This is a genomic window from Micromonospora sp. NPDC048839 (assembly GCF_040649915.1).
Lineage (GTDB): Bacteria > Actinomycetota > Actinomycetes > Mycobacteriales > Micromonosporaceae > Micromonospora.
Map to the genome: position 1 here is coordinate 1 of NZ_JBEZGL010000031.1, position 12562 is coordinate 12562.

The 12562-nt window shown below is 72.9% G+C and carries 16 protein-coding genes and 1 pseudogene; 5 read left to right on the plus strand and 12 right to left on the minus strand.

Translation table 11 applies throughout. The features are described from left to right. Positions 1 to 166: 166 nt before the first annotated feature. Genes AB0C25_RS34685 through AB0C25_RS34700 form a run of 4 tightly spaced genes read right to left on the minus strand, consistent with a single transcriptional unit; the run spans position 167 to position 4863 of the window. Positions 167 to 1093 carry a cytochrome c biogenesis protein CcdA gene (locus AB0C25_RS34685; RefSeq protein ID WP_357379136.1) on the minus strand — a complete coding sequence of 309 codons (927 nt, stop codon included), beginning with the start codon at positions 1091 to 1093 and terminating at the stop codon, positions 167 to 169. Then, positions 1090 to 1710, minus strand: a complete 621-nt coding sequence (locus AB0C25_RS34690; protein WP_357379138.1) for a thioredoxin-like domain-containing protein — start codon at positions 1708 to 1710, stop codon at positions 1090 to 1092. The genes AB0C25_RS34685 and AB0C25_RS34690 overlap by 4 nt, the downstream gene beginning before the upstream one ends. Positions 1711 to 1750: 40 nt before the next feature. Next, entirely contained in the window at positions 1751 to 3214 is a 1464-nt protein-coding gene (locus tag AB0C25_RS34695; RefSeq protein WP_357379140.1) for an NADH-ubiquinone oxidoreductase-F iron-sulfur binding region domain-containing protein, read from the minus strand. Next, complete coding sequence (locus AB0C25_RS34700; protein ID WP_357379142.1) at positions 3214 to 4863, minus strand: hypothetical protein; 1650 nt, start codon at positions 4861 to 4863, stop codon at positions 3214 to 3216. The genes AB0C25_RS34695 and AB0C25_RS34700 overlap by 1 nt, the downstream gene beginning before the upstream one ends. A 196-nt stretch (positions 4864 to 5059) precedes the next feature. Between AB0C25_RS34700 and AB0C25_RS34705 the strand changes: the two genes are divergently transcribed. Next, on the plus strand, positions 5060 to 5968 hold the full coding sequence (locus AB0C25_RS34705; protein WP_357379144.1) for a L,D-transpeptidase: 909 nt from the start codon (positions 5060 to 5062) through the stop codon (positions 5966 to 5968). Positions 5969 to 5978: 10 nt separating this feature from the next. On the opposite strand, the gene AB0C25_RS34710 is transcribed toward AB0C25_RS34705, so the two are convergent. From AB0C25_RS34710 to AB0C25_RS34730, 5 genes are read right to left on the minus strand one after another with little or no spacing between them, the layout of a single operon-like run. Beyond that, positions 5979 to 6623, minus strand: a complete 645-nt coding sequence (locus AB0C25_RS34710) for a response regulator transcription factor (RefSeq protein ID WP_357379146.1) — start codon at positions 6621 to 6623, stop codon at positions 5979 to 5981. Continuing rightward, complete coding sequence (locus AB0C25_RS34715) at positions 6620 to 7207, minus strand: histidine kinase (protein WP_357379242.1); 588 nt, start codon at positions 7205 to 7207, stop codon at positions 6620 to 6622. Before AB0C25_RS34715 ends, AB0C25_RS34710 begins: the two co-directional genes overlap by 4 nt. Continuing rightward, positions 7208 to 7750, minus strand: a complete 543-nt coding sequence (locus tag AB0C25_RS34720; protein WP_357379148.1) for a hypothetical protein — start codon at positions 7748 to 7750, stop codon at positions 7208 to 7210. A gap of 26 nt (positions 7751 to 7776) precedes the next feature. Continuing rightward, positions 7777 to 8571 (minus strand): ABC transporter permease, encoded by a 795-nt coding sequence (locus AB0C25_RS34725; RefSeq protein WP_357379149.1) that lies wholly within the window; start codon positions 8569 to 8571, stop codon positions 7777 to 7779. A 1-nt stretch (position 8572) separates the two neighbouring features. Then, on the minus strand, positions 8573 to 9472 hold the full coding sequence (locus AB0C25_RS34730; protein WP_357379151.1) for an ABC transporter ATP-binding protein: 900 nt from the start codon (positions 9470 to 9472) through the stop codon (positions 8573 to 8575). Between the two features lie 170 nt (positions 9473 to 9642). On the opposite strand from AB0C25_RS34730, the gene AB0C25_RS34735 reads away from it, so the two are divergent. Continuing rightward, positions 9643 to 10497, plus strand: coding sequence for an alpha/beta hydrolase (locus AB0C25_RS34735; protein ID WP_357379153.1), 855 nt, complete (start codon positions 9643 to 9645; stop codon positions 10495 to 10497). Between the two features lie 46 nt (positions 10498 to 10543). Here AB0C25_RS34735 and AB0C25_RS34740 read toward each other — a convergent pair whose 3' ends face one another. Next, the gene (locus AB0C25_RS34740) at positions 10544 to 10801 is read right to left on the minus strand and encodes a hypothetical protein (RefSeq protein ID WP_357379244.1); all 258 of its coding nucleotides are present in this window, start codon (positions 10799 to 10801) and stop codon (positions 10544 to 10546) included. On the opposite strand from AB0C25_RS34740, the pseudogene AB0C25_RS34745 reads away from it, so the two are divergent. The 3 genes and pseudogenes from AB0C25_RS34745 to AB0C25_RS34755 all read left to right on the plus strand — a co-directional run. After that, a pseudogene (locus tag AB0C25_RS34745) lies at positions 10769 to 11035 on the plus strand (Scr1 family TA system antitoxin-like transcriptional regulator); the annotation flags it as partial. The gene AB0C25_RS34740 and the pseudogene AB0C25_RS34745 sit on opposite strands and share 33 nt — an antisense overlap. A gap of 14 nt (positions 11036 to 11049) precedes the next feature. Continuing rightward, entirely contained in the window at positions 11050 to 11250 is a 201-nt protein-coding gene (locus tag AB0C25_RS34750; protein ID WP_357379155.1) for a DUF397 domain-containing protein, read from the plus strand. 222 nt (positions 11251 to 11472) lie between these two features. Next, on the plus strand, positions 11473 to 11682 hold the full coding sequence (locus AB0C25_RS34755) for a type II toxin-antitoxin system VapB family antitoxin (RefSeq protein ID WP_357379157.1): 210 nt from the start codon (positions 11473 to 11475) through the stop codon (positions 11680 to 11682). Positions 11683 to 11784: 102 nt separating this feature from the next. Here the strand turns inward: AB0C25_RS34755 and AB0C25_RS34760 are convergent, their stop codons facing one another. Next, positions 11785 to 12195, minus strand: coding sequence for a hypothetical protein (locus tag AB0C25_RS34760; RefSeq protein ID WP_357379159.1), 411 nt, complete (start codon positions 12193 to 12195; stop codon positions 11785 to 11787). Beyond that, the gene (locus AB0C25_RS34765; RefSeq protein ID WP_357379161.1) at positions 12192 to 12473 is read right to left on the minus strand and encodes a hypothetical protein; all 282 of its coding nucleotides are present in this window, start codon (positions 12471 to 12473) and stop codon (positions 12192 to 12194) included. Before AB0C25_RS34765 ends, AB0C25_RS34760 begins: the two co-directional genes overlap by 4 nt. Positions 12474 to 12562: the final 89 nt, after the last annotated feature.

Below are 12562 nucleotides of genomic sequence, written 5' to 3' on the forward strand. Positions count from 1 at the left end.
CTCGTACGGACCAAGGAGCGACGACGTCAGCGAGCGACCAACACGATTTTCAGCCCGGAACGGGCCGCATCGCCAGAGGCGACAGGGACTAACCCCACCCCACCCCCACCCCCACCCTCCGACCGCCCGCCCCGCCACCCCTGCCCTCCGGCCGTTGATCATGGAGTTATTGCCCCTCGCCTCGGCGTGTCGTGGCTATAACTCCATGATCAACGGGGCCGGGCGGGTTGGGGGGCGCCGCGGTGGGCGGGGTGGGAGTGGGTGGGCGGTGGGAGTGTTTGATCAGGAGTGCGGTCAGGACCAGGGTTCCCAGCGCGGCCAGCAGCACGGGTGGGCCTACGGCGTCCAGGGTGGTGGACAGGGTTCGTTGCAGGTGGGACGCCGCCTCGATCACCGGGTCCCGCAGGGCGTCGCGGCGGCCGGCGGACAGTCGTAGTTCGTACCAGCCGTACCAGGCGACGTACCCGCCGGCGAGCAGTAGCACCAGGCCGCTGAGCCGGGGCACCAGCGCGCCGGCGACGCGCAGCCTCGCCACCAGCCCGTCGCGCAGCAGCGCCACAGCGAGCGCGGCGACCGCGACCACCAGGCCCATCCCGAGGGCGTACGCGCCGAACAGCGCCAACCCCCGCCCGGTCGAGCCGGCCTGGAGGCTGGTCACCACGATGGCCAGGAACGGCGCGATGGCGCAGCCGAGCGACGCCAGCGCGTACGCCGCGCCGAACAGCGCCATCGACGGCCAGGTGCGGGTCAGCCGGGGCGCTCGGGCCGACCAACCGGGGGCGGGCAGCCGCCGGCCGGCGAGCAGCCAGCAGCCGGCCGCCACCAGCAGCACGCCGAGCACCACGGTCAGCCACGGCAGCCGGGGCCGCAACCAGCCGGCCAGCGGCGCGAGCGCCAGACCGAACGCGCCGAACACCAGCACGTACCCCAGGGTCAGCCCGGCCGCCGCGGTGAGCGCGCGGCCGACCGCGCCGCGGGCGTCCGACGTACCGGCAACCAACAGCGAGAGGTACGCGGGCAGCAACGCGAAGCCGCACGGGTTGACGGCGCCGAGCATGCCGGCGGTCAGCGCGAGCAGCAGGGCGGCGGTCACGCCCCGGCCAGGGCGGCGACCCGGGCGGTGAGCGCCTCACCGTCCAGGAAGCCCTGGTGGACGACCCGGCCGTTCCGGTCGATGATCACGAAGATGCTCTGCTCGGTCACCCTGAACCGCTTCCAGAGCGCGCCCTTGCGGTCGTCGATCTGCGGCGTTCCGCCGAGGTCGAACTCGGTGACGAACTCCTTCATGGCCCGCTGCTCGCCCAGCCCGGCGACGCCGATGATCGGCACGGTGTCCCGGTAGCGGGGCTCGATCTCGGCGACCGTCCACGCCTGGCTGGCGCAGGTGGCGCACCACGGCGCCCAGAACCACAGCACCACGGGCTTGCCGGCGAGCTGCGCCGCGTCGAACGCCGCCCCGCCGAGGGTGGTGCCGGTGAAGCGCAGCACGTCCGGGACCGCTGCCGGGGCCGTGCTCGGCGAGCCGGTCGCGGTGACGGTGGCGGCTGGCGGGGCACCGGTGGTGGCCGGCGCGGCGACCGCCGCGGGCGGGGCGGCCGTACCGGTGCAGGAGGCCACGCCGAGCAGCGCGGCGGCCAGCGCCACGGCGGCGCCGGCCCGCCGGCCCACACCGAACCGGGACCGTCGCCCCCGAGCGTGCCAGCTGCGCATCCGTGTCTCCGTTCGACAGTTGTCCGGGAGGTGCCCTTCCCTACTCGGCCTTGGCGAGGCGGAGAGCCAGCTCGGGGCACACCTTGACCGCCTTCAACGCGCCCTCCCGCAGCCAGGTCGGCACGGGGGTGGGCGGGAAGGCGGGATATCCGTTCGCGTCGAGCCGGATGAAGTCCGGTACGACGTGCGCGCACAGGCCGTGCCCGTCGCAGCGTGACCAGTCCAGGGTGAGCTTCTGCGGGTTCGCGTCGGGTGCGCCGGGCAGCCCCATCACACCCTTGACGCGCCGGCCACAGCCGTCACCGGTGCTGTGCAGCCGCAGGTCCTCGGCGAAGACCTCGATCGCGGAGAGCGCGAACCGGGCGGTGCCGTCCGGGTGACTGCACGCGCCCCGACCCTTCACCTCACCGGCGGCGGCCCGCACCACCTCGGCCGGCTGACTCCCGGCCACGGCCAGGTCCACCGCGCGGGCCAGGTCCGGCAGGCCCATCTTGCACGGTCCGCACTGGCCGGCGGACTCCCCGGCGAGATAGCGCACCACCTGGGCGGCTTCCCCGAGCGGGCAGGTGTCGACGCCGAGCGGGATGATGATGCCCGCGCCGAGCGTGCCGCCGACCGCCGCCAGGCCCTTGCGGGACACCTCGGCCGTGTCCGCCGCCTCCGGGGTGATCCACTTGCCGTGGTAGCCGCCCATCAGGATGCCCTGGATCTCCGGCACCTCGCACAGGTCGAGGACGTCGCGCAGCGGCATCCCGGCGGTGCACTCCACCACCGCCGGCCGGCCCGCCGCGCCGGTCACGGTGAGCAGCACGGTGCCGGGCTCGTCGTCGGTGCCGAGGGCCGCGTACTCGTACGGGCCGAGTCGGGCGCCGACGGCGAGCTGCGCGTACGTCTCGGCGTTGGACAGCAGGGTGGGCAGGCCACTGACCCCGGAGTCGCTGGAGCGCTTCTTGGTGCCGGGCGGGATGTGCGGCAGCCCGTTGATCCCGTTGACGAGCGCGCCGCCCTCGCCGGAGATGAACCGGTGCGGCACGGTGACGATCGTGGTCAGCACCGGCATCCGGCGCTCTTCGAGGGCCTCCATCAGCGAGTCCCGACCGACCCCGTCGTCGGCGACACCGATGACGATCTCGTCGGCGTCCAGCGCGTACGCGGCGAGCGCCGCACCGTCCAGGATCAGGTGCGGGGCGCGGGTGAGCAGCACCTTGTCCTTCCAGCTGGCCGGCTCCCCCTCGGTGGCGTTGACGACCACGACGGCGGCGAGGTCCTGCCGTTCGCAGGACTCCAGCACGGCACGCAACTTGCGGGCGAACGGGAAACCCGCCCCGCCCTTGCCCTTGAGCTGCATGCCCTCGGCGAGCCGGAGCAGTTGCGCCGGTTCCATCGGGCCGATCGGTCCGTGCACCTCCTCGTGCGCGGCCAGGTCGAGTCGGCCGTACTCGGCGAAGCCGGCGGTGAGCCGGGGCTCGCCCACGCAGGCGACCGGTGGCACCGCGGTGCGCATCACTTCGCCTCACCCCGCAGCCCAGCCCAGTACGCCCCGTCCACCGCGTCCGCACTGGCCTTGCGACGCTTGGCGGACCGGCCCTCGCCGGCTGCCCGCCGAGCGCGCCGGGACGCCAGGTCGACGAGGGTCGGGGTGTCGTCGACGGGCGGCGCGACCTCGTCCGGCACGTACCGGGCCGGCGGACGCCAGTAGTCCGGCTCCTCTGGCACGTCGTCCTCGACGCTGTGCCGGCCGCTGCCGCTGCGCGGCGTCGCCGAGATGGGGCTGGCCGAGATCGGGCCGGCGGAGATCGGCTCGACGGAGACCGGGCCGGCGGAGATCGGCTCGGCGGCCTGCCACCGGCGCGGGCTGTCCCACGGCTCCTCCGGCTCGACCGTCGGCCGTGGCGGTGCCGAGTACCGGGTGCCGTCGTCCTCGTCGCGGGACCGGCGGCTGGACCGTTCGGCGGCCGGTTCCTCGACGCGTCGCCGTCCGGTCGGCACCGCCTCGTCCCGGGTACGCGAGCCGCGCCGCCGGGTCACCGGCTCCGCCTCTTCGTCGTCGCGCCCGCGGGTGACGGTCTCCTCGACGCTGCGCCGCGACCGGCGGGTCGTGGGCTCCAGCTCGTCCCGCCGGCCGCGCGAGGGCCGTTCGGTGTCGCGGCCGGCTGCCGGCTCTTCCACCCGCCGGCGGCGGCTGGGCCGGGTCGGCTCGACGAGGGAACCGGGTTCGGGCACCACCGGGACGGTGAACCGGTCCGGGTCGCGACGCGCGGCCGGAGCGGCCCACGTCGCGGTGGTGGTGTCCGCCCAGCCGGGACGCGTGTCGGCGTCGGCGTTCTTGCGTCGGGTCAGCCCGGCCAGCAGCGACCGGCCCGTGTTCGTCTCGTTGGCCCGCCCGGCCAGCACCGCGTTGCGCACCGCGGCCTGGTGCTGTTCGCGGCTGCGCCGGCCGATGGTGACCGAGAGCCGGACCAGCAGTGCCAGCACCACCAGCAGGATGCAGCCCAGGTAGCTGAACACCACCCAGGGCGCTGCGGCCCGGCCGGCGTTGAGGCCGTGCAGCACGGCGAACGGCCAGGCCAGGTACGCGGTGGAGTGCAGCGTGCGCCACAGCCACTTGGGACCGACGCCGGCGAAGCGAGCCCGGATGATGCCGGTCCAGATCACGCTGACCATGAGCAGGGCGGCCACGGTGCCGAGCCCGACGTAGAGCCCTCGGCCGCCGACGAACGGCACCAGCGCGTCGGTCGCGGCGGCCCGCCCAGTGGCGATCTTGGTGAGGACGTGGAAACCGAGTCCGGCCACGCCCAGTACGCCGGTGGCCCGGTGCGCCGACTGCATCAGCACCCGGTGCGAGATGCGCAGCACCAGCCGGTCGGTGGCGAGCAGCCCGAGCATCACGGTGAGGCTCAACGTCACCAGGGAGATCACCCCGGCGAAGAACTCGGTGAAGAAGAAGCCGTACGCGTACGCCTTCTGTCCGGCGCCCGTCAGCATGACCGCCGCCCACAGTGCGGCGAGCACCGACGCGATCAGCATGGTGGCTGCCGACCGGGACGGTGTGCGTACCCCCCGACTGCTGGCGCTGGTCCGGACGGTGGCCGCCTTCTGGTTCTGCTGTGCCCGGGCCATGTGCTCCTCGATCGTCTCGCGGCGGCGTACCACCGGCCGACCCCTGCTCCCCCATCCAGTACGGACCGGCGGGGCGCGCGGATCATCCGTCAGGAAAATTTCTGGGCCGGGATCGAACCGAGTGGCGTCGACGTGCGTTGCCGTCCACCTCGGACCGGGTCCGGACCTTCGGCTGGCGGGTATCACCGAACCGGGGTCCTTGGACCGTCCGCCACCTTAGAGTGGTTTAGTGCTGTTTGACGGAAAGTCCCCGTACCGCCGCCGTGGCCCCTGGGTGGCCGCCGTCATCGCCGTGCCGGCCCTGCTGGTGGCCGCGCTGCTGGTGGGCCAGGCCCTGACCCCCGGCACGACAGCCCCCGACCGACGGATCGCGGCGGCCGACCCGACGCCGAGCATCGTCGACCAGAGCCCCGAGGAGCCGATTCCCCCGGCCGCGGCCGCCCCGGCGGGGCTGCCGGTGGTCGACTACGACCCCGCGCCCGGAGGCTTCCCCACGGACCCGGCCACCATGGACACCACGCCGCTGACCGAGGGCGCCCACCCGACCAGGCGGATCACCGCGTACGACGCGCCGGGCGGCCGTCCACGAGCCTTCCTCGAACCAACGATCAGCGGCGTCGACCTCACCATGCCGATCGCCGAACGGCGCTCCGGCTGGATCGCCGTCCTGCTGCCCTCCGCCAATCGGCGGCTCGCCTGGCTGCCTCCCGGCGGGTTCGACACCGTGGCGTTGCGCGACCAGATCGTGGTGGAACGCAAGGTCCACCGGCTCACCTGGTACCGGGCCGGCACGGCGGTGCGCTCCTGGGAGGTCAGCCTCGGCCAGTCGGGGCAGGACACTCCGCTCGGGCGGACCTTCGTCCTGGGCCGCACCCCGCCGCCCGAGGAGGTCTACGGCGGGGTGGACATCTACGCCCTCGGCTCGGTGCCCGACGACCCCGAGTCGGTGCCGGCCGGGCTGCGGGGCGCCCACATCGGGGTGCACACCTGGCACAACGACGACGAGTTGGGCGAGAACACCACGAACGGCTGCATCCGGCTGACCCGCAGTGGCCAGCGGGAGTTGCTCGCCGAGGTCCGCCCCGGCAGCAGCGTGGTGGTTGTCGACAGGCTACCCACCCCGCCCCCGACCGCCTGACCGGCGGCCGTCACTCGCCGAGCAGCCAACCGTTCTGCTCGGCGGCCCGGATCGCCTCGGCCCGGTTGCGGGCACCGGTCTTGCCGATCGCCGCCGACAGGTGGTTGCGTACCGTCCCCTCGGACAGGTGCAGCGCCCCGGCCAGGTCGGCGACGGTGCCACCCCCGCGGGCGGTCCGCAGTACCTCGGTCTCCCGGTCGGTCAGCGGGCTCACCCCGGCGGCCAGGGTCTCGGCGGCCAGCGTGGGGTCGACCACCCGCAGGCCGGCGTGCGCCCGACGGACCGCGTCGGCGAGTTGCCGGGCCGGGGTGTCCTTGACGACGAAGCCGCTCGCGCCGGCCTCCATCGCCCGACGCAGGTAGCCGGGCCGACCGAAGGTGGTCACCACCAGCACCCGGCAGGTCGGCAGCGCGGTCCGTAACGCGGCGGCGGCGGCGATCCCGTCCAGGCCGGGCATCTCCACGTCCAGCAGGGCGACGTCGGGGTTGCTGCGGCGGGCCGCCGGCACCACCTCGTCGCCCCGGCCGACCTCGGCCACCACGCTCAGGTCCTCCTCCAGCGAGAGCAGCGCGGCTAGCGCGCCGCGAACCAGCGCCTGGTCGTCGGCGAGCAGCAGCCGGATCGGGTTGGACCGGCCCGGGCCGGAGGCACTCACCGGGCCTCCGCCGGGGCGTGCACCCGCAGCAGGAAGCCACTCCCGTCGGACCGACGGCCGACGCTCACCACGGCGTCCAACTCCCGCGCCCGCTCACGCAGGCCGACGAGTCCGTGCCCGGTGGTGTCGGGAGTGGACGGACCCCGACCGTCGTCGCTCACCTCGACCCCATCCGGGCGTACCCGGACCGTGCAGCACCGCGCCCCGCTGTGCCGGACCACGTTCGTCACCCCTTCCCGTACCGCCCACCCGAACAACCGGTCCCAACCGTCCGGCAGCGCCGGCACCTCGGCCGGCAGATCCGCCGCGATGCCCGCCGCGGCTAGCGCGGAGCGGGCGCCGGCCAGCTCCGCGGCGAGGGTGACCTCGCGGTACGCCCCGACGGTCTGCCGCACGTCGGACAGCGCCGCGCGGGCCAGCGCCTCCACCTCGGCGATCTCGGTGGCGGCGCGGTCGCGGTCCACCTGGATGAGCCGGCCCGCCAACTCCGCCTTGATCGCCACCACGGTCAACGAGTGCCCGAGGATGTCGTGCAGGTCGCGGGCGGCGCGGGACCGTTCCTCGGCGACCGCGAGCCGGCCGATCTACTGCTGGGCGGCCCGGAGTTCGCTGTTGCGCTGGGCCAGTTGGGACACCCCGAACATCGCGAACGAGGCGAGCAGCACCGCGAAGACGATGCCGCTCTCCGCCTGCCAGCCCGGCACCAGCCAGGACGTCAGCACGGGGGTCACGGCGCAGAGCAGTACGACTGCCAACGCCTCCCGGGGCGGCAGCAGGAACACGCTCGCCGCCGCCACGTAGACCAGGGTCGCCAACCAGTCCCCACCGGTGCCCGGCATGCTGGCCAGGCCCACCCCGAGCAGCAGCACCAGCCCGGCCCGCGCCCGACCCGCCGGGACCGGCCGCAGGGTCTGGCGCTGCTTGCGGGCCCACTGGAACAGCAGCACGTAACCGACGCCGAAGGCGACCAGGGCCACCACCCCGACGGCCCGCCGCCACGGCTCCGGCTGGTGCAACGCGGTGGCGAGCGGCACGTTGAGGAAGAACAGCCACACGGCCGCCAGCAGCCAGCCGGTGAACCGCCAGTGGCGGCTCACCGGCCAGGGCTTCCCGGTCGAGAGGTCCATCGGGTCCACGCTAGCCGGGGGCGGGGTCAGACCCGCGCGGTGTCCCGACGGAACAGCCGGGCCGCACCGACACCGAAGACCAGCGCCCAGCCGACGAGATTGACCACCGCCGCCACGCTCACCCCGTCGCCGGTCAGCGGGGCGCGGGCCAGCACACCCATGCCGTACACCGGGGTGAACTTCGCGACCTGCTGGAGCACCTCCGGCAGCACCTCGACCGGGACGAACAGCCCACCGAACATGGCCAGCACCGCCAGGATCGGGCCGATGAACTGCATGACGTTCTCGGCCGGCACCAGGTAGCCGATGAACAGGCCGAACGCGGCGAAGACCAGCGAGCCGAGCCAGGCGGCGAGCCCGGACAGCAGCCAGACGTACACCGGGATGCGCACACCGGCCGCCGCGCCCACCAGGAACTCGACGACCACGGCGAGCAGGCCGAGGGTCATCGCGGTGACCAGTTTCGTCGCCACGTACGCGGTCGGGCGCAACGGGGTGAGCCGTAGCTGACGGCTCCAGCCCAGGGCCCGCTCGGTGGCGACCGCGCCGCCCGCGCTGGTGGTCGCCACCATGGCCGCGTACACGGCCAGGCTGATCATGACGTACGCCGTGACCGGGCGGCCGTTGTCCAGCGACTGCCCGCCCTGCGGCAGACCGAAGATGAGGAAGAAGACGCCCGGCATGATCAGCGTGAAGGCGAGGGTGCGGCGGTTACGCAGCACCCGGCGCAGTTCGATGCGCAGGACGCCCGGGGCGAACCCGCCCAGGGCGGGCAGCCGACGGTCCGGCTCGACGGCACGGGTGGGGGTGAGTGTGGTCATCTCAGGCTCCGGGGTGCGCGGTGGTCAGGGCGAGGAAGGCGTCCTCGAGGTTGCGGGAGGTGATCTCCACGTCCCGGGCGTCGGTTCGGGTGAGCAGGTGCCGGGCGATCGCGTCCGAGTCGCCGGTGCGCACCAGCACGCTGTCGCCGCGTACCTCCACGGCGTCCACGCCGGGCAGCGCGGCCAGCGCGGCCTGGTCGGCACCGGGCAGGGTGGCCCGGACCGTGCGGCCGGCGGCCAGGTTCTTGATCTCCGCGGTGGTGCCGTCGGCCACGATGCGCCCCTGTCGGACCAGCACGATCCGGTCGGCGTACGCGTCGGCCTCGTCCAAATAGTGGGTGGCGAAGATGACGGTCCGACCGGCCCGCGCGTCGCGGCGAAGGGCCTGCCAGAAGTCCCGCCGGCCCTCGACGTCCATGCCGGTGGTCGGCTCGTCGAGCACCATCAGATCCGGGTCGGGCAACAGTGCCAGCGCGAAACGCAACCGCTGCTGCTGGCCGCCGGAGCACCGCCCGACGACCCGCCCGGCGATGTCGGCGATACCGGCCCGCTCCAGCACCTCGGCCGTGGGGCGGGTGTGCCGGTAGAAGTGGGCGGTCAGCTCGACCGTCTCGCCGACGGTGAGGTCCTTGAGCAGCCCGCCGGTCTGGAGAACGGCGGCGACCCGACCCTGGGCCACCGCGTTGTCCGGGGTGCCGCCGAGGACGCGGACGGTGCCCCCGTCCGGGCGGGCCAGACCGAGCAGCATGTCGATGGTGGTGGTCTTGCCCGCCCCGTTTGGGCCGAGGAACGCCACCACCTCGCCGGGCTGCACCCGCAGGCTCAGCCCGTCGACCGCGGTGACCGCGCCGAAGGTCTTGGTGAGGCCGTTCAACTCGACGGCCGGATGCGTACTGGTCATGGCACTCATGCTCCGGCGGCGCGGACCCCGGGGCCCGGAGCGGTCGTCACGTTCCGACCGTGACATTTGTCAGGGGTCATCCCGGCGCGAGCCCATCGCGTTCTCGGAGGAATTCCGCGTGTGGGAGCGGGTAACCGCCGGGCCGGACGCCGCGACACCGGGAGGATGCGATGGGTGCCATGCCGCAGGGCCAGGTCGACACGATCGTGCTGATCCACGGACTCTGGATGACCCCCCGTAGCTGGCAGGGGTGGGTCGAGCGGTACACCAGGCGTGGCATGCACGTCATCGCCCCGGCCTGGCCCGGGATGGACCGGTCCGTGGAGCAGTTGCGCGACGATCCCAGCCCGATCGCCGACCAGAGCATGGCCACGATCGTCGCGCACTACGACAAGATCATCCGGGCGCTGCCCCGACCGCCGATCATCATGGGCCACTCGTTCGGTGGCCTGTTCGCCCAGGTCCTCGCCGACCGAGGGCTCGGCTCGGCGGTCGTGGGGGTGCACCCGGCGGCGGTGAAGGGGGTGCTCAAGGTGCCGCTGAGCCAACTGCGCTCCGGCTTCCCGATCCTGCGCAGCCCCGCCAACCGGAGCAAGGCCGTCCCGTTCACCCCGGACGACTTCGCCTACACCTTCGGTAACGCGATGAGCCGTGCGGACTCCGACCGGGCATATCAGCGCTACGCCGTCCCCGGTGCCGGCCGGGTGTTCTTCGAGGGTGCCTTCGCCAACGTCGACCCGCGCTCGCCGGCCCGGGTCGACACCACCCGCGACAACCGCGCACCCCTGCTGCTGCTGGCCGGCGGGGCCGACCACGTGGTGCCGGCGTCAGTGGTCCGGGCCAACGCGGCGCTCTACCAGAAGTCCCGGGCACTCACCGCCTACCAGGAGTTTCCCGGCCGATCACACTTCACCGTCGGGCAGGACGGCTGGGAGGAGGTCGCCGACTACGCGCTGGACTGGGCGCTGCGGGCGGCGGCCCTGCCCCGGGAGGCGACCATCGCCAGCGAAGCACCCCGCCGCTGAAACGGCCATCAGGCGCAGCTCAAGTAGGTGAGCACGGCCACGGGGGTCATCGCCGTCTCGCGAGACGCCGGGAACACGCACCGTCGTGGTCGGCCCGCAGCAGGCAGCGCCGACCCTCGGACAGGATGCGGTCGCAGAAGACCCAGTGGCGTACGTTCTGGTCGTCCTCGGCCGACACGCTGGTGCCGCCGGCTTCGAGCTGCGGCAGGACGTGCGCCCAGTGCGCGACCACCCGGGCAAGACGCTGGGCGGAGGGCAGATCGGTGGCGACGACGAGGCCCAGCGACCCGGCAACACCGTCCAGATCCTGACCTTCGAGGCCGGCGAATACGGCTCGATGGGCAGCGCGTTCAGTGTGCTCGCGTTTCCCGAGCCGGCCGACCCCGGGGTGGTCTACATCGAGACCCGCGCCGGTAGCCTCTACCTCGAAGGCCAACAGGTCAGGGAGTACAGCCGCATCTTCGACCACCTGGTCGCCACGGCGGCCAGCGCTCGTGAGTCGCGCGACCTGATCCAGGGGGCGATCGACGAGCGATGAGAGGACGGCGCGTAATGGAAGAGATCCACGTGGCCCCCGTGATCTGGCGGAAGAGCACCCGCAGCAACGGCTCCGGCGACTGCGTCGAGGTCGCGGACAATGTGCCCGGCCTCGTCGGGCTGCGCGACAGCAAGGACCCGACCGGCCCGGTGCTGATGTTCGGCCCAACCGCCTGGTCGACCTTCGTCGCCAGCGTCAAGCAGGGGGCACTGTAGACGTGAGCGCGCCGTAGGGTGCTGCGACAGCAGCGCCCGGCAAGCCTTCCGGCCGGTTGACATGGACGCTTCACCGCTCGAAGGTTGATGCAGATGCGCCTCGAAGCTCGCTGGAGGGCGGACGCGTCAAGGACAAGTCAGCATGCCGTCTCGGCGGGGCGTGACATCAAAACTTCGCCATCTTCATATCATCGATGGCGATCGCCATGCTGAGGAGACACCGTGAGCCGGACGATCCTTGACGTCGAAGACGAACTCCTAAACGAGGCTGGCAGGATTCTCGGCACCACGACGAAGAAGGCCACTGTCAATGCCGCCCTGAAGGCCGTCGTCGATCGGGATAAGCGGCGACAGTTCGCCGACTGGCTCAAGAGTGGCGGGTTGCCCGATCTGTCCGGCCCCGTCGGGACCGTGGAGCCGGACACGGCGTGAAACGGGGTGACCCGTTTTGCATGACGACAGCGACTTCGCTTTCATCAGCGCGATGACCGGCGTGCCCATGCTCACTTGCCCGGCCTGCGCCGGACTGGCGATTCAGCCCCAGCCCAGCGAGATGTCGAGGATCTCCAGATCGGGTGGTGCCGCTGGGGCCACCCGCTTGGGGTCGCGGGTGACCAGGTAGCAGCGGTACAGGACGGCGGTCGCCACGGCGTGGGCGATGTCCAGCGGCACGTCGAACCGCGCGGCGATCCGGGCCACCCGCCGACTGCTCGGCGCGTCGTAGACCGCGACGTTGATGTCCCGCTCCTCACTGAGCAGCAGGTCGAGCAGGTGGACCGCTGGCGTGCCAGCCACCTCCAGCTGGGCCTGGCCCAGGCAGAGCGCGGGAATCCAGACCACCTGCTCCGGGTCCTCCTCGGCGAGGGTCAGGATCGCTCCCGGCTCGATGCTCGTGCCGGAGGCATAGGCGAGGAGTGCTGACGTGTCCAGGACGAGACCGTTCACGCGGCAGCCGTGCCGTCCTGGTCGAACTGGCGCAGCCACTCGGCGTTGCGGGCGTGCTGTTCGTCGGTGATCGGCGCTCGCGCGGCAAGGTGCGACCGGGTTCGCTCGATGTCCTCGTCGGTCACCACGTAGCCGAGTTGTGCCCAACGGGCGCGAAGGCTGTCGGCACGCATCTTCCGGCGCAGGATCCCGGTGATGAAGCCTGACGTGTTGCCCTGCGTGCGCTCAACGTACGCGGCCACGTCATCGGGCAGGCTGATGGTGATGCGGCGAGTCATACTCTGACCCTACCCGCTGCATACTCAGACAGGGACGACAGCGTCGCGTGTCCGGCTCAGTCGGGTCTCGCATGGGCGGGCCCGACTGG

Bases quoted from the DNA above. Each gene is read 5' to 3' on its own strand.
- AB0C25_RS34690 (WP_357379138.1), bottom strand. From the start codon at position 1,710: ATGCGCAGCTGGCACGCTCGGGGGCGACGGTCCCGGTTCGGTGTGGGC.
- AB0C25_RS34695 (WP_357379140.1), bottom strand. From the start codon at position 3,214: ATGCGCACCGCGGTGCCACCGGTCGCCTGCGTGGGCGAGCCCCGGCTC.
- AB0C25_RS34720 (WP_357379148.1), bottom strand. From the start codon at position 7,750: ATGGACCTCTCGACCGGGAAGCCCTGGCCGGTGAGCCGCCACTGGCGG.
- AB0C25_RS34725 (WP_357379149.1), bottom strand. From the start codon at position 8,571: ATGACCACACTCACCCCCACCCGTGCCGTCGAGCCGGACCGTCGGCTG.
- AB0C25_RS34730 (WP_357379151.1), bottom strand. From the start codon at position 9,472: ATGACCAGTACGCATCCGGCCGTCGAGTTGAACGGCCTCACCAAGACC.
- AB0C25_RS34735 (WP_357379153.1), top strand. From the start codon at position 9,643: ATGGGTGCCATGCCGCAGGGCCAGGTCGACACGATCGTGCTGATCCAC.
- AB0C25_RS34750 (WP_357379155.1), top strand. From the start codon at position 11,050: ATGGAAGAGATCCACGTGGCCCCCGTGATCTGGCGGAAGAGCACCCGC.
- AB0C25_RS34765 (WP_357379161.1), bottom strand. From the start codon at position 12,473: ATGACTCGCCGCATCACCATCAGCCTGCCCGATGACGTGGCCGCGTAC.